General features: G+C 51.5%; 9 protein-coding genes. 1 reads left to right on the forward strand and 8 read right to left on the reverse strand.

Going from position 1 to position 16,988, the window contains the following annotated elements:
• Positions 1–122: 122 nt before the first annotated feature.
• From AABO57_07730 to AABO57_07740, 3 genes are all read right to left on the reverse strand, one after another.
• The gene (locus AABO57_07730) at positions 123–1,016 is read right to left on the reverse strand and encodes a sulfotransferase (protein ID MEK6285614.1); all 894 of its coding nucleotides are present in this window, start codon (positions 1,014–1,016) and stop codon (positions 123–125) included.
• Positions 1,017–1,879: 863 nt separating this feature from the next.
• Entirely contained in the window at positions 1,880–2,701 is an 822-nt protein-coding gene (locus tag AABO57_07735) for a hypothetical protein (GenBank protein MEK6285615.1), read from the reverse strand.
• Positions 2,702–3,392: 691 nt separating this feature from the next.
• Positions 3,393–3,971: a hypothetical protein gene (locus tag AABO57_07740; GenBank protein ID MEK6285616.1), complete on the reverse strand. Its 579-nt coding sequence runs from the start codon at positions 3,969–3,971 to the stop codon at positions 3,393–3,395.
• Positions 3,972–5,711: 1,740 nt separating this feature from the next.
• Here AABO57_07740 and AABO57_07745 point away from each other — a divergent pair.
• Positions 5,712–8,915, forward strand: a complete 3,204-nt coding sequence (locus tag AABO57_07745; protein ID MEK6285617.1) for a CHAT domain-containing tetratricopeptide repeat protein — start codon at positions 5,712–5,714, stop codon at positions 8,913–8,915.
• A 20-nt stretch (positions 8,916–8,935) separates the two neighbouring features.
• Here the strand turns inward: AABO57_07745 and AABO57_07750 are convergent, their stop codons facing one another.
• The 5 genes from AABO57_07750 to AABO57_07770 all read right to left on the reverse strand — a co-directional run bounded on the left by AABO57_07750 (position 8,936) and on the right by AABO57_07770 (position 16,978).
• The gene (locus tag AABO57_07750) at positions 8,936–10,021 is read right to left on the reverse strand and encodes a hypothetical protein (GenBank protein MEK6285618.1); all 1,086 of its coding nucleotides are present in this window, start codon (positions 10,019–10,021) and stop codon (positions 8,936–8,938) included.
• Between the two features lie 1,541 nt (positions 10,022–11,562).
• Positions 11,563–13,029 carry an aminotransferase class III-fold pyridoxal phosphate-dependent enzyme gene (locus tag AABO57_07755; protein MEK6285619.1) on the reverse strand — a complete coding sequence of 489 codons (1,467 nt, stop codon included), beginning with the start codon at positions 13,027–13,029 and terminating at the stop codon, positions 11,563–11,565.
• Positions 13,030–13,396: 367 nt separating this feature from the next.
• A complete protein-coding gene (locus tag AABO57_07760) occupies positions 13,397–13,927 on the reverse strand; it encodes a PH domain-containing protein (GenBank protein MEK6285620.1) in 531 nt (176 codons plus the stop codon).
• Positions 13,928–13,963: 36 nt separating this feature from the next.
• Positions 13,964–16,018 (reverse strand): hypothetical protein, encoded by a 2,055-nt coding sequence (locus tag AABO57_07765; GenBank protein ID MEK6285621.1) that lies wholly within the window; start codon positions 16,016–16,018, stop codon positions 13,964–13,966.
• A 69-nt stretch (positions 16,019–16,087) separates the two neighbouring features.
• The gene (locus AABO57_07770) at positions 16,088–16,978 is read right to left on the reverse strand and encodes a hypothetical protein (protein MEK6285622.1); all 891 of its coding nucleotides are present in this window, start codon (positions 16,976–16,978) and stop codon (positions 16,088–16,090) included.
• Positions 16,979–16,988: the final 10 nt, after the last annotated feature.

Raw genomic sequence — 16,988 nt, forward strand, 5'->3', positions numbered from 1 at the left:
CACTCAGACTTTGGTAGGTGCAGACGAAAAGATTGGGTGATGATGACTAGATTGCTCAGACAGCCACCAAATCCGCTTAGACACAGTCAACAGTAGCCTGAACAAACTTCGGAAACTTGGTATCACCAATTGAAATCCTCTTCGTAGCCTAACTCTATCAATTCATTACCCGCAACTTTCTTGAAAAGATCCTTAGTAGAACGCGGCCAATCATTCCACCTGCCAATGGGTTGAAAGGATTCTGTTCGCTCCGCGACGCACCATCGGAATGTGCCATCTGCTCCTACACCGTAATCCGATGAGCCATAGACAGGAAGGCCTTGAATGACATCACGATTAACTATATCTGGCGAGCCGCCTAAGAGTTCAATCGTCGGGCGCAGCTCATCTTCTGGCGACTGAAGGAGTCCTTCATACCGCATAAGCACCCAGTTCTTTCCGCACGATTCTGCCCCTGGTCCGCGTATGAAGGTGAGCAACTCCCTGACCCCCTCCGCCCATGCCGAAAACGCCTCGCCATACACACTCCAGTAGCCAGAAAGCATACCGGACTCCGTGGCATCCCTGCCGTCTCGGACAATCAGCAGGAATTTTGCTGAGGGGAAAAGCTGTGTGGAATGCATGAGATTCCGTGTTGTAGGAGTCTTTACAACTGTTGGAAGCTCTCCTGTCGGGCCGAAGAAGCTGAGAAGCCCATCGCCAATAGAAACCAGCAACCGCGAAGCCGTCTCGGGCAAACCTTGCTGACTCTCCTTCCACTTGGTCCAGATCAAGGTAGTCCTGTTAGCATACTCAGTGAGAAGGTCCGAATGGTAGAGGAGATAGTCTTCCCGACTGAGAGGCCCGTCAATAGGACGTTGAGCAAGTTTTAGGTTAATCAGGATATTTAGTAATAGGTTCGTCCCGGACTTCCCTGTTGGCGCAATAATGAATATGTGCCTCGCTGATGCCCACGAGCCAAGTCCGGTGTGTCCGGTGCCGCCAAGTTGCAGCTTTTCGCCGACATCTTTCCTCATGGTAACGACCGCGCCAGATACTGGATGAAGTGGGAACGACCATTATAGCTGTCACAATAATCCCAAGAGATCCTTTCGACCTCTAACAAACCTACTAGTGCTTCCAGCATAACGCGATGAGTGACCGGGAAAAAATCGTTAGCGCTCCAGATCTCCTTCTCAGTGTCATAGTAGTGAAAAACCACCAAGCTACTGGAAATGTAAGCAGGAAACGCAAACCGAACCGCGCTAAGTCCATGGTAGCAAATATTGGGCAGCGACCGGAATATCTCAGCTCTAGCTGCAGCTTCATGTCCTTTCAACGATAAAATGAAGTCGAAGTTACGGCTATCGATGAATAGCCGTCCGCCAGGCCGAAGTGTCGATCTAAAGCCTCGTACGAACTCTCGAAGAAAAGCAGTGGTCGTCCACTCATCTCCCAACCAACTATGGGTAAGACAGTTTCCAGTCAGAAAAGCGAAATCGAACTTGCCACGAAATGCATGGTTCTCCGAACGGAGACCATGCCAGGACATCCGCTCTATGGAAATTGGCGAACCCGCCCCGGCAAGGATCTTGGCGGCTGACTCTAGTGCTTCGACGTCTATGTCCAGCCCGACAAATCGCTTGTCGGTGTGTCCCTGTGTCTCAAGGGCTCTCATAACTGCGAGCAGTTGTTCACCTCGGCCGACGCCTAGGTCGAGGATATCTGAGGCACCTATTCTTATAATTATGTTTGCGAGGCTGAGCGACTCGTCTTCAGAGACTGCGCCACTAAAGTCGGGGAAAATCTCACCCCAAGGAACATATCTGAAGCTCCTATAACGGTCTAGCGGAGATCTTATATACCGCATCGAGTCTTCAAGGTCAGGTCGCACAATCTATTACTCCAATATCTTCTCGACAATGTATCTCACCAAAAGATGGGCCTGCGAATCACCTGGACATTTTACTCGCCAGCTTCCTAAATTTCTCAGTCGCTGCCGCTGATCATCGCCGCCGACGTACAGTACGGTAAGGCGGTCAGTGTGAACGAAACAGAGTCCTTCATGGACGCTGTTATATCCCGCACCAATCATAACGTGGTCGGCTGCATAGAACAGCCTAGCAATTGGGAAGTAGTCGAGGTCACGATAGGGTTGCGCATAAGGACTGTTACTGCATCGAATTGCCCGCATCCCGCTGTCTAAACTATTCCGAAGCAGAATTCTCTCTGGATGGACCGAATAGGCACCGTTTTCGCAGAGAAGAGCAATCCGGTCGCCAGGCTCAGCGCCAACTATTTGGAGGAATTCTTCCCGCGAAGCCATTTCGTCGCGCCATGTGGAGATAATAGGCCAAATGCATGTATCGCCCTTTACGCCTGGCTCGATGGCAATCACGTGGAAATAGTCTGGGAAGGTAGACTTGATCTTACCTAAACGACGGAGACCTATCCACGCGCGACTATACCTACAGTTTAATGAATACACGAACTCGTCGGCCTTCCAGTCGCAGATAAAAATGTCGGTGTTACGAGGAGGATCATCAACAGCCCGAAGTTCAATATCACTGTGTAGGTACTCCAGATATTTGGATCGAGGAGCAATCAAACTGAAACAACATTTTATACCTTCACGTAGAAATCCCTTGTAGATCGCGTTGACCCTCGAAAGGTGCCCAGAAGCCATTCCCTTCGTATACATCAGGACATTTAGTGTTGCCACGTGAGGAGCTACTCCTAAGTTGAGAAGAGTGAGGACTTCTCCCCAGCATTCGCTCTAAGTCTGCTTAGTGTTGAGGTGTATTCCGATCTTTCTGGCCAATGCCCTCGCCGCTCACAGAAGCTAAAGTTCAGGTCATAGCGTTCTTTAGGACCTGGATTCGGCGGGCGCATATGCCATAGGGCTGAGTTTAATACAACTACCAGTCCTGGATCGCCTCTGACCTGAACGTCTTCTTGAGTTATTTTGAACCCTTGTTTGTTGGGTATGTGGCGTAGCACCGTCTTCAAGTGGCTCCCGGGGCGGATAACTAATGGTGAGACTGCATCGTCGAGACCCGCTGGGAAAACCATTATATGGATCATTCTTGGCTTGCCAGGTCTCCAGGGTGAGAAGTCATCATAGTCATGATGCCACGGCTTGCCAGGACCTCCTGCTTCAAGGATCCTACCGTTCGCGTGGTGAAACAGGTAGGTTGATTCGAAGAGGGATGCGGGAATACTTAGCACGGCGTCCGACATTAGTAGTTCGAAGAATAAAGGATCAGGGAGTAAGAACTTAGTGTTCGGACGTTCTGCGCGAAGGAACTGAAGCCGACCAACCATGCGCTGACAATGTTCTTTGGCGAAATAGCTCGGAAGCCTAAGATAACCCACACGCTCAAGCTCATCTTGTTGACTTCTAGAGAACATTCTTATTTCCGTTTACTGGTATCGTTACTCATTTTCTGAAACTCAGCTTCTATTGTCATTAGCTCTTTGCATATATCATCAAGCTTTGCCTGCTCCGTTTGTAACTGATTCGCTAATTTGGCTTGTTGATCGTTCAGAAAGGCTTCTCTTTCTGTTTGCTGCTCTAGAGCCTTCTTTAGCTCCTTGATCTCATTCTCTTGTTGAATTCGTTGATCAGTATTCTGTTCGTCGTTAAACTCGGTTTCAATGTCTTTTACGCGTGCGCTCAATTGCACGCGAGATTGCTTATTACTGTTCAACTCATTTTGGTTTTCTTCGAGTTGTCGCGAAACACCATCAAAGCGTCTTTGCTGCACATTGAGACGCTCGATAGTTATCTGAGCGCGATACGCGTTGAGATTTGCTCGTTGAAGCGAAATACGTAAGTCCCGTACTTCGTTTATCAGTTCTTGAAGAAGCTGTCTCTCGTTGGGAGTGGCTGGATCGTTTGAACTTGCCTTTTGGGCTTCTGCTGATACGGAAAACACCAAGAGTATGGTCACCAGCACAAAATAAGCTAATCGCGTTTTCTTTATCGGCATACTTCAAGTCACCTCCAATCATCTTGTTTAGGTTCAAGTATAAAGCAGAGTCCAAGGCAAATACTTAGGTTCAGGTCAGAGTTCTGACGCAGACGAGTTTTGTGGTTCAGTTGCAACCTTCTCTCCTGAAAGGCTCCAAGGCTGTTGCGAAGGGGAGTTTACAACAGCCTTGGGTATCAGAGTTCATGCTCTAACGCGTGATTGGCGATCCGACAGTGTAGCTATAGTAGTCAGAAACACCCGCCACATTGCAAAACTGGTAGCCAAGATTCAAGAATGCGCTGGCTGAGAACGGGCGCCTATAGCCTCTGTCGGTAACGATAGAGATTTCGGTACCTCCCCATTGCTGAATCAGTCGGCCATCTGGTTGGTTTCTACCATTGCTCGGTAAGGGAGAGCTTACAACCGCACCTACCGGGTATCTGTAGAATTCAGTGACTGAGATTTGGATCACGTCTCTGAAATCAAAACCTCTTCCTACGCCATATAACTGGTATAGGACAGATGCGCTAGCGATCGGTCTAGCTTGACCTTGATACAGCACATACACTGTTCCAGGCTGAGGCCCATCTTTAACAACAAACAAAGTGCCTTGAGGGTGAATCGGCGTAGTCCCTCCGGGGCGATACTCGACGCTGCCTCCGTTTTGGCATTTGGGTTGAGTACTGCTGCCAGTAATCCAAGCCAAAGGATTTGTCGTGCTGTTAGTGTAGTTCCCTACTCCCCATTGGGAATTCGGTTCGCGTCCCCACGGAGCGGGCGGTCGGGTGCTACGATCGGGCCAAACTCCGATATGGACGTGTGGTGGTGACCAATAACCGAGCAATCCGATCAACGTACCACCGTTAACGACGTCGTTGACTTTAAGAGCAACGCTTGATTTGAGCAGGTGGCCATAGACAGCCACGTAGGGCCGTCCACTGCTCGTGGAGTGAGAAACGAACACGGCGGTATTGGTTGTCACGGGGCCTGAAGGCGCATTCCAGCTAGTTCCGGAATCAACATAAATGACAGTCCCAGTGGCCATAGCAAACACGGGCGAATTCTGTGCTGTGGAGCTGTTAAACATGTCATATCCGATATGGTAGTAGCCTGAAGTATAGCAACCGTTTGGGTAGCTTCTACCGAGCCACGTGCCGCCATTCGATGGGCAACCGGTGTTGAAGACATTCGTTCCTAACGGATAAAAGTAGCCCGTCGACGTGCGCGACGTGGTTACCTGCTGTGCGAATACTACATAACTCCTCGCGTGGAGGCACGCAATCAACAGTATCCATGTCAGGACCAAACTGTATCTGTAGTGACGTTTCAACATATTCAGAACTCCTCCATCTGCCACACCGCTTTTGCAATGTGGGCTAGGTGTTAGCAGGGACGTTGCGGGAGTAGCAGACCTCAACCACACCCGCAGCATTTAAGTGAGCAATTCATTCTTGTTTAATTGGACTTACACGAAACAGGAATTGTTACCGTGAAGTGCAATCTTTTTGAGAGGGGCTTTGGGACAATGATCTGAGGGAACAGATCATTAGATGTTCTGTCAGAGCAGACTTCGAAGTGGATTGGGTCTCTTGCGCTTCCAGTGCGAACGGATGCACCCCGCCACGGTGAATCCTGCTTAATGATCGCGTCCGACTCACGATAGATGGGACTAGCGATGGAAGCTTATGATATGCATGTGGTAATACACTGAGGATGGGACTGTGGTGGATCGTACGCATCCTTTGAAAGGAGACTCCAATGCCCCAGGTTTTTGACATCTATCGAGCAATCAGCCAAATTTGCGTAGTCGCTTGGGCACTGATGTGCTTTCCGTACTTATCAGTTATTGCAAGTATCCCAGCAATGCAGGAACGAAATCCGAACACCTGCAAATCCTCTCCCGCGTGTCAAGAGGCTCTTGCGCTTGCAGCACCTTCCACGGCCACACAAACAATCGCACCTGGCGAAAGCCATTGGTACAAGATGCAGCTGCAGGTCGGGCAGTATGTGCAAATACTAGTTTTTCAGAAGGGGATCGACGTAATAACAACAATTTGCGATCCGGACCTCGAACACATTGTGGATATTGATGATACTACAGGTAACGATGGGATCGACACAGTGTCGCTCGTAGCGGAGAAGACAGGTTGTTATCGATTTCGCATTGAAGCTTCCGGCGATCAGCGGCCCGCGAGCTACGAATTGCGTGTATCGGCCACAAGGACCGCGAGCGTAAAGGACCGCGAGCGCGTGAAGGCAGAATGGGCACTTTTTGCCGGTAACGTTCTTGGCGAAGGCAATGATTTAGAAGCTTATCGGCAATCTATTAAGAACTATTCTAAAGCGCTGGCTAGTTTCGAAGGGGTCGATGATCCTCGAGCAGCATTGGCTTTGAAGGGCTTGGGATATGTTTACGGAAGGATCTACGAATTCGACATTGCGTTGCAGTATCTTATTCGAGCCGAACGACGACTGCGAGGTTCCGAATGGCAAGTCGAATATGCACAGGTTCTAAATAACCTGGGTTACGTTTACACAGCCATGGGCCAGGGTACTTGGGCGGAAGAGAATCTGATGCAGGCTATAAGCCACTGGCAGGCCTTGAAGAATGCAGAGCAAGAAGCAATTGCCCGAACAAATCTTGGGGATCTATTCTATGCAATCGGTGAGTACGAAAAAGCACGTGAGCAATTCGGTTATGTTGAAAAGCACCTCGACCCTCAGAAAGACAATCTGGTTAGATCACTACTGCGAATGGGAATGGTTAATGATGCGCAGGGGCATCTTGAGGAGGCGTTAGATTACTATAACAGGGCGCTGAGTATTGTTCCTGATCGGGACTTGGGGACAAAAGCCGGCATCCTCAATAGCATGACGGTGTCCCTCGGGAAACTGAAAAGAACCGACGAGGCGCTAGCACTCATTGAAAAACTGCGACCAATTTATGATCAACGTCTCTTCGATAAGAGAGCTCAAGCGATTCGGTACAATACGATTGGAGGCGTTTACAATGCTCGGGGCGAATACGATACGGCCGTTGCAAATTATAAGACCGCCCTTTCATTTGCCACAGAGATCAAAGATTCCGAAGTTTTGATGAAGATATTATACAATCTCGCATCAGCGCAGCGATCTGGCGGACGGCTAAATGAGGCTAAGAGCAACGCGGAAAGCGCTATCGAACTATATGAGCGGTTTCGGGTAAGAATTGATTCTCCAACTCTTCGACAATCCTACTCATCCGCTTATAGCCGGATATATCAGCTTTACGTAGAACTGCTGGTAGCGCTCAATGAGCGTGAGGCGGGTAAAGGCTTTGACGTAGCTGCCCTTGAAGCATCAGAGAGAGCCCGGAGTAGAGTTCTTTTGGATTTCCTCATTGAAGCAAAGATCACGATTGATCGAAGGATCTCGCGCCAACTCGCTGAGAGGCTACGCGACGTACAAGAAAACCTGAATAATGCAATGCTCAAACGTGCGAGGAGTGTTAATTCAACGAATTCTCTGGCTGATCAAAGTGTTGAGGCCGAGTACCGAAAGAGCGTCGAAGCATACGACAGAATACTGGCAGAGGTAAGAAAAGCCAGCCCCGAATTCTACAATCTAATTGATCCGGTACCAATCACAGTGGCTCAGATGCGTCGAGACATCCTCGATGATCAAACTGCGCTTGTTGAATTCTCCGTTGGACCTGACAGGAGTTTTGTTTTCGCAGTAACACGAGGGGCGCTAATTATCCGCCGGCTACCAAGTCGCGACACTCTGAAAGAACAAGTAGATGGGCTACGCCGTTTGCTCACAGAGCGGAATTGTATAGGACATAATGAAGATGAAGACGAGAGAAGCAAAAGGATAAGGGACGCGGACCTAGCATATGAAAAGGCTGCGTACGCGCTGAGTCGGCAATTACTTGGTCCTGTGGCTGCCTTAATCGAGAACAAGCGGCTGGCAATTGTGGCCGATGGCCCTCTGCATCTGCTGCCGTTTGGAGCGCTACCCGATCCATCCGGTCCAGAACCTAGCGAGGGCAGAGTTAGAACCGAATCTGGGAAAGCCAGAAGCTTTCTGCCACTTTTTGTCGCTCACGAAATCGTCTCTCTTCCTTCTGCGACCGTGTTGCTGAAGCTGCGCGAAACGAAACGCTTGCGAACGGCGGCGGCCAAGTCTTTGGCAGTGATGGCTGACCCTGTCCTTAACGCTGATGACCAGAGAGTTCGGGACCTAGCTTGGGCAAAGAATAAGGCAACTAGTAATAATCAATATGCCGCAAGTATGAGGTCCGCGCAGGTATCTAGAGGGGTTGGTTGCGAGCCGACCGAATCCGAATTCGAGAGACTCGGGGGTTTTAGAGAAGAGGGCGATGCCATTTCGAGATTAGTACGTCCAGGTCAAGCGATGAAAGCCTACGGCCTAAAAGCCAGCATCGATACACTACGTAAGATCGGCAACTTCCGTCTAATTCACTTTGCTACCCATGGTTTCATCCCAAGTAATGCTGAACAAGGTAGCCTAGTGCTTTCGGCTTTCAATGTTCGCGGACAGCCAAGACAAAGATTCCTGCGCTTGTCGGACGTATATAGACTGAGATTGCGAGCTGATTTGGTGACGCTCAGCGCATGCGAATCTGGCATTGGTAAAGAAGTTCAAGGCGAAGGAATTGTCGGCTTGGCGCGCGGATTCATGTATGCAGGCACTCCACGGCTCGCCATCAGCTTGTGGCAGGTTGATGACGACGCGACAAAGAATCTGATGGTTCGGTTTTACACTTCGATGCTCAAACACGGACAACCTGCGGCAGCGGCTCTTCGCGCAGCACAAAAGGGTATGTGGGAAAACGGTGAATACAACGCTCCGTACTTTTGGGCGGCATTCATACTCGAAGGAGAGTGGCGAAAGCCTGACCGCGAGAGCGCCGCAGTCAGAGCCAAGGTCAAGTCCAGGCGAGAAGCGACGAGACCGTAGCCGCGCGACCAGCCGACGTCTTATCTGCGAATAACCTTCTCTTCCTGCTCGATCCGTGTTTTCATCGCGGCTGCTACATGATCCGCAATAGCGTGAGCCTCTTTTTCTGTCCGATTGGATATGGCCGTAGGCCACTCGAAGAGCTTGAGCCCTTGGCTGATCACTTTGAAAACATAATTGGGACCGATTTTGATCCTCATACGCGCTTCGGCCGTTCCCGCATCCTCAATAATATGTATATGGGTCAATTCCTCAATCTTCAGTTTCAATCTATCTCGGAGCCAGGCCTCGAATTCGTCCGTCCCGATATCGATTGACATATTGCGCACAGAACGTAAGGTTTCAACCCCTTTCGCAACTGTCCCGGCGCGCAACTTTGGAACCTTGTCCGACGGGGCGACAGCCACCTGCGTCGAAGAGTTCTGCGTTTGCATTCCCGTTCGTTTTCCTATGTTTGAATTGGCCTGCGAATCTGCTGCGGTCCGGTTTTCGTTGCTACTTGATATTTGTGGTTTCTCACCTCCTTTGATGGCTACATCATCATTTGGGACGTGCTGCGTTCTCGTGACAAGGAGGATAAATCCGATCGCGATGCAGACGGCGAGAACAGCTAAGGCAGGTGCTGCGATCGCCGTGATTTGTTGCCATCTGTGAAGGCGCATGAATCGGGTCTTCGCCACTTCTGGCTGGTCGCAGCAAACATAGAGAACAGACTTTCCGGTCCAGGTCCTCTGAACGCCGGCAGCAAGCAGCTGTCCGTCCCAAAGCGATATAGAAGCAGTGAGGGTTTTAGAAGGTTGAGGCGGTAAAGCGAGGGTAGCTAACAACACTTCAGGGAAATCGAGATCTAGCGGTTTCCAAAACTCTATTGTGCGGGGACTTTGCAACTTCACTTTGCCCTGCCGTCGATTCTTGAGAATCAGTACTTCCTCTCGCTCATCGTCTATGCGAACCTCAATTTGCTTGATGGGAATCCGAGCTTCGCCGCAGGCGAGGTATGTTTCAAGCTGTTTTTCAATCTCTGTATTTTCTTGCGCCGAGTCAGAAAGAGCCCCTCTGTCGGTGAAACGCTTTGCGCTTTCAAGGGTGCGGTCTAGTGATTGCATCTCTTCATCGTAAAGCCGCCTATGAAAAGAACACGTTTCTAGGTGATCTAGATAGCGGAGGATTTCGTCCTCAGACGCCCCCTCATCTGGTCTTTCCCAACGATCTCGGTCTTTACACTTCACGCGACTCACCTCCTTCGAGCAACTTCCGCAGCCTATTCTTCACACGAAAAATGCTAACTCTGACCGCATTGGGACTTTTGCCGAGCCTCTGAGCAATTTCCTGACCTGTGTAACCTTGGAGCATAAAAGAAACCAACGTCTGGTCCTCTGGTTCGAGCATCTCTATAGATCGCTCCAGACTAATTCTATCGTTATAAAGGTCTACAATAGTCCGCATTCGATTGTGGTGAGGCTGCTCACTCCAACCTTCAAGCGTAAGGTTAAGTTGTGATGCTGAACACTTCCTCATATGATCATAAGCTGCATTTGCGGCAATTCGGTACATCCACGTCGAGAGTGCCGCCTCACCTCTAAAAGTGCCGAGGTGCTTAAATGCCTTTATCCATGTCTCCTGCATGACGTCGTGGGTATGATCATCTGGCTGAATGCATCGGAGGGAGCGCAACGTACCGGAAATGGAACCGCGCAAATTCGTACTATGTCTTTGCATGAGTACTTCGAAGGCACGAGAATCCCCTAATGTCGTGAGTTGATGCAATTCTCTGTCGCTCAGCTGATTCAAGTGGTCGTCATGATCCATATGGGGACCGTTATTCATCCAGGAGTAACTATCATATCCGATGTCAACCTAACTATAGATTGTTATAAAAAGGATTCCTACGAGCATTCCTCACTTAAGTAGGAGAAGTGCGAGGGTGAACTGCCCTTCGAGCAAGCCGTTCGAGACATCGCCTGGTTGTTGAGAAGCCGGTGCATTATAGAAGCATATTGTGATGTCATTGCCTCCTCCGTTCAGATTAGACCGCGGGTAGTCTCGGTTTGTTACATGTGATGGGAGGCAAGGAGAATTGACTCTCTGGTCTAAAGGCCGTCATTGTTTAGGGTCTTGTTTTTACTGGTTCGAGCCGTTCGCAGGATCGCTGACACCCCTGTCTTCTTTGCTTCGACTACCCGGTATCGTCTGATTAGCTTTGATGGACTGCTCTTTATGGAATCAGGTGAGAAGAGATTCAGGGTTGGCTTCGCCACTGCCGTTTTTCGCCGGCAGATGATGATCTAGCGCGGATGCTATCGCTGCAATTCGAGACACTGGCACTCTAGAGAGGGGGTCAGAATTAACCCTCCCAGTCGAAAATGTCCGCCGAGGTCTAAGTATGTCCTCCCCTACGGTCTGATGACACAGATGACACATATGCCTGAGGACTGAACCGGCCAGGCTAGGGATCATGGGGTTCAAGACTGGAATCGACTTTCCCACAGGCTCCGGAACACTGCTCGTGAAATCGACTTAGGCGCACGTCGAAACTACGACGTGGGCGACGCTGGTCATAGTTAGCTAGTGACCGCAGGCTTTGTGATGGCAGGGAGACACCGGACTACCCTCTCTGAGGGTACATTACTGAAATGGTGCCTTTCTACTACAGGGTTGGAAAGAGGTCTTTGATTTCGGACGCGAATTCCTCGTAAGCGCGGAGTGTAGAAGACAGTTTGTCCGGCGTATGTGCAGCCGTGACTACTCCTAACCCCTGCCATGAAAAAATACCCTTGAGGATGAGTGCCAAGCGGGCAGTTGTGTTTCGAAACTCAACGTCATTTGATCTCGAGTCCCAGTGCACCAGTGGCGAGTTGCTATCTCGGTAGCGGCCGGGATCCGTTATGAAGCGGACAGTAGAGATGGGGAAACTAGGAATTTCGGGTGAAGGGCTCCGTCCAGTGATCTCTACGCAAACGCTGTTTCTGTTGAACGCTAGCTCGACTCCATCTCGGAGATCCGACGCATTTCGGATGACTTGCTCATAAGCCTCTCCACCCCTCCTTTTGATTTCATCGAGCGTTGCGTTCACGGCAAGCAGAGTGCCTGGATGTGAAGTGAAGGTTCCGGCATCCGCCCAGACACGTAAGGGAAGACTCTCATTAGCGGCAGACATGAATCGTTGACTTCCAACTATACACGCAAACGGCATCCCCCCTGCGAGTGCTTTACCATAGGTCGAGATGTCGGCCTGAACCTGGTAAAGTTGCTGCATACCCCCTGGATTAACTCGAAAACCCGTGACGATTTCATCGAGGATTAATGCTGATCCGTGTTCTGTGCACAGTTCTCGCAAACGACGGACAAAGCGGGGGTCGGCAACAACCATACCTGAGTTGCCAAGAACTAATTCGGCAATGCAGGCGGCGATTCTCGGGCCATAAGTCGAAAATGCGCGCTCCGCCGCCTCTACGTCATTGAAGGGAATAATGATGACATCTTGGGTGAAACCCGTTGGTATCCCACCGCATTCTGACCTAGCTCTTCCATCCTCGTCCCCGATGTTGCGTACTCCACTGACCGACCAAGGCTGCACGCCGTGCCACCCGCCCGCAATCTTAACAACCATTTGTCTTTTGGTCGCTGCACACGCGAGCATGATAGCGTACATGGTAGAGAGCGCACCGCTGGTTGAGAACAGGACCTGATCGCCACCAGTACAGTCCAGAATCTTCCGTGCGACTTCAGCTTCTAGAGAAGTGAAAACTCCGATCTGCAACAACATCGGCGATCGCGCTGCCTGATGAAGTGCGTCGATGACGTGAGGCGGATTGTGGCCGAAAATCATGCAGAAATGTCCCGCCCAATAATCGATAAGATCCGTGTCGTCCACACTTTGCATGGTGCAGCCGCTTGCACTTCGAAAGAATGGGGGGAAAGGCTTCAGCATTCGCCCGAGCTGTGATACCCCATTCGGGAAAATCGAGCGACCTGCAATGTAAAGGCTCTGGCTCCTTCGGTATCGGGCCTCAAATTCCGCTTTCACAGCCATTGCGTACGACTGGCGGGCTTTCTGGAGTTCTCTCACCACTTGCAGCCTCTTCCTGGTTAAATCAAAGTTGAAATGACCCACGGCCGATTCTCGTGGTCCCAGGTAGACATGTCCGAATTCTTAAGTAGCGCCACGCATCAACGAGAATTACCCAAAGGAACCAGAGGCCGAAACCAAGACTTTGTTTGAGGGTTGCGACAAGTCTGGACGGGCTTAAGCAACCGGCAACACGCAACAGGTGATCTCTATCACACTAGCTTCAGATGATTCATCTCGCACCAGATGTTAGGCAACACAGCTCATCTCCGTTTGTAGGCGATACTGTAACTAGCGGATGCCAACAGTGGAGAATGTTGGAGTGCTGCAGTAGAGAGGCAGCCGGTCCATAAAGTTCGAGCCTCTTACTTGTGGAGATCTTGCTCCGACGCGGATGACCGGCCAAATACGACTAACCGGACGAACGATCGCCGGGCGTTCTCGATAGCACAAGCTTCCAGATAATCTCGCGCGTCCGCTGCCCGCCCGCTATGTTGGAAAGCACTATCTTGTCGCCGTTCGTTGGAGACACCGTAATACTTGAGACTCCAAACAACGCCTGAAGAAAGTTTTGATCGTAGGTCACATCACGTATGTAGCTCAGTGGGATTTGACGAACTCTCTTATGAATGATCCCGTATTCCTCTTCGATATGCTCGTCCGTCAACCTGTACACAGCTTTCGACAGGCCCTCGTAGAGCGCAAGTAGGCAAGCCATTCCAACCAAGCCGATACCGATCATGAAGGCGGAACCGGCCAACTGGAAATCACGATCAATGGCTAGCGGTAATAGATAGGCGATGATGCCGGCAACGAGCACAACCGCCGGAGCGAAAAAGCTCAATTTCAAAAAACGAATGTCCGGCCGAGCAGTCAGAAGAGCCTTCTCACTGCCAACCGGATCGCTTCCGAACTCTCCAATATTGACGCTTGTGGATGCCATATCGCGAATATAACTCCCATCCCATGATCGCGCAACTCAATACCGCATAGTGAGACCCTGCTCAATCCGACGCGCCGCATCGCGGCTCAGTTGGTGCACGATCGTAGCTGCCATGTGCAGCTTTGCTGCTTGTAAAGAAGCGTCGCGAATCTGACCGGCCGCAGCAATTGAGCCTTCGAGCATCGCCTTGTTCGCTCGCATTTCTATTGTCGCCCCGCGACCAATTCCACCCATCGCGATCGAGGTCCCGCGTGACGCGCCGCCTGCCGCCTGGTCTGCCCCGGCCCTAACGGCTGTTATCTGATCCTGAGCGTATTTCTGGTGGACTTCGGTCATCTGCCTCACATATGCATCTTGGTTTCCGCTGAAGCCTGCGGCCGCTCGTTCCTGGTTCTCTACCATTTTGTCAGTGGAAGTGTTTACTGCGCCCTTCTGACCGGCAGCTCTCTCTTGGATGGACTTGTATTGCAAGTATAAACCAGCACCGCCCCCGACAACTTCGAGCCCCGCGGCGCCTAGCTTTCCCACCGTTTCCGTCTTCTCGCTCTTTCCCTTGGTAGCACCTCGTATCGCCTCGGCGCCCCAGTTCGATCCCATGATCACCTTGTCGCCGACCCACCGCTTCGTATCTGCGGAACGATTCGCTTCGAACAGATCAAACTCTCCTTGTCGCCGTGCATTGAGATCGCCAATGCTTTGGTCCGTTCGTACGCCAATGTCGCTCTTCGATAAGGCCGCCGTAGCTCCGGCGGAGCTCACGCCAAACAGCTGGCCGGCTTGCGCTTGTTGAGTCGCCTGCGTCTTCGATCCGTATATCTGTCCGAGGGTAGAGGTCAATGCACCTCGTGCCGCCGCCAGCGCCGAGAGCTTCCTCGCTTGCACTCCGAGGTTTCCAGCTTCAAACGAAGCGCCGGCTCGTGTCACTTCGCCGCCGTATGCTCCGTGAGCTTGGATCGTTTGCGCCTGTCTCTCCAGACCTGCTGCCTGCCTCACTCCTGCGACCTCGACCGCCATCCCCGTCAGCGCCGCCATCCATCCGCTCATCACGCCCGACATGCCTTCAAAGACCTGCCCCGACGCGACGCGGTAACTAATGTAGGGAGATGCAAACAGCGCAAGCGCGCTGACCAGCATTATCGCGGCACCTATCAATGCTGGATACACCGCCCGGGATGGGTCTCCCTCTATCATGAGAGTCTCCGGATTCAGCTTAAAGATCGGAATATTGAAATCGATCGCGCTTAATGGAACGTTTGCAGCAGCGTACGCGAAGATTCCTACGATCGCTCCCACCGCCGGCGCTATCAGCGTGAACGCCGTTGCGCCCTTTATATAAGGATACGCCACTTGGTGCGCCATCTTTTGATCTATAGCTATCGCGATGATGAATGGCGAAGTCAATCGCAGGGCTATCATTATGAACTGACCGAGCAACAGCAGAAACAGGTCTGCGAATTCCATCAGCCCGCGCGCCACCGTCACGACGGTGAAGACTTGCGGCATGTTCCACGAGGAAGGATTCAACGCCTTGTCGATGGACTTGACTGGCGATTCATTGTCAGTCAGCACGCCGATCGGTCCCTTCTCGCCCTGGACTGTGAATCCGGCTTCCAGGAACTTCTTATAGTTCTCCTCGAACCTCTGTCCCTGAGTGTCGTAGGCCGACTTGATTGGCGTGTCCCACACAACCGCCCGTCCCATCTTCTCCATCGAGTTCAGTATCGTCGGACCGGTACCGAACAGAATCATGCAAAACACCAAGCGACCCACCCAGTAGTACAGTTCCTTCGATCCGCCGTCATTCTCGCGAAGCACTCGCGCGAAGCTCAGCATCATCACTATCGCAGCTATCCACATTGACAGGTTTTCAAACTCTCCCATCAACGGGCTCTCGACTTGATCGCGGATCAACGGCACCAGTTCCGCGGCGCGCTCAACCAATCGAGCCATCTCGCTTGCGAAGTCGCCTCCGGCTGCTGGCGGCGGCGCCTGTGCTCGCGCGGTAGTTGCGCCCAACCCCATGATCGCCGCCGCCAGCAGCACCTTCGCCAGAATGTGACCCCGCTCGTTTTGACTCTCGATTACGCTCATTATCTTTGCCCGCTCAATTGCTAACGGCCGCCCGCGCGGCCGTGCTCGCGTTGTTTACAAGTCTCCTGCTCACTCGCCATCATGAATCTTGTCCCACACCCGCTGCTTCGCGTCGACAAGCTTCTTCCAGCCGTCCTTCAAGGTAGTTACTTGTGAGCCAAACCGCAGCCGAGCTTCTTCTCGCTCCGCGATGCGTTCGGTCCGTTCGGTTATCTGCTGTCTGAGCTGCTCGATCTGTGCGTTCGTCTGCTCCTGTTGTTGACTTGCCTGAAAGATTTGTACCGCCAGCGCCTGAATCTCTCGATCTTTCTCGGTGCATTCTTCACAGTTCTTCAACTGCTCGACTGCGTCTTGCATCGCCTTTATGTGCTCTTCCGCTTCGGCGCGGTTGTTACTCAGGCGCTTGATGTCGTAGTTCGCCCTGGCAATCGTGTTGTCCATCTTCTCCAAGCGTTCCATGTTCGCCAGCGCATCCTGACTCGTACGCCCAATTCCGTTTCTCAAGTAGTCTTCGAGATCGCGCCGATCTGCCTCTGGATCGAATATCCCGTTCCTCAACCGATCATCGATCTCTTTCAGCGCCCTTACCTGACCAACCACTAAACCTTCAACCAGCCGCTTTACTCGGAATGACGTTCGTATCGTCTTGCCGATGCTGCTTATCGTGGTCAGCGTCTCTTTATGAAATCCAAGATGCTGCTCCGCAGTCTTAAGAACGCCTGTCAGCGTCGTTAACTGCCGCACCGCGTTCTCGTACATCCTCGCGTAGTGATCGATCGTCTGAACCCAGCGCGCTGCCTCCTCCACCCTCTTCTCAACCTGCAGCGCATAGTTAGTAGGGTCGTACACGATGCCGCCCAAAATCTGCGCTCGCGCAGGCACCGGTATCATCGGGATCATCATTGCCGCGATCACAACCATGAGCCGAACTCTTCTAGTGATCATTCTCATCGTGTTCATCGCCTAAACC

The organism is Acidobacteriota bacterium, assembly GCA_038040445.1.
In the GTDB taxonomy this organism is placed as follows: domain Bacteria; phylum Acidobacteriota; class Blastocatellia; order UBA7656; family UBA7656; genus Onstottus_A; species Onstottus_A frigus.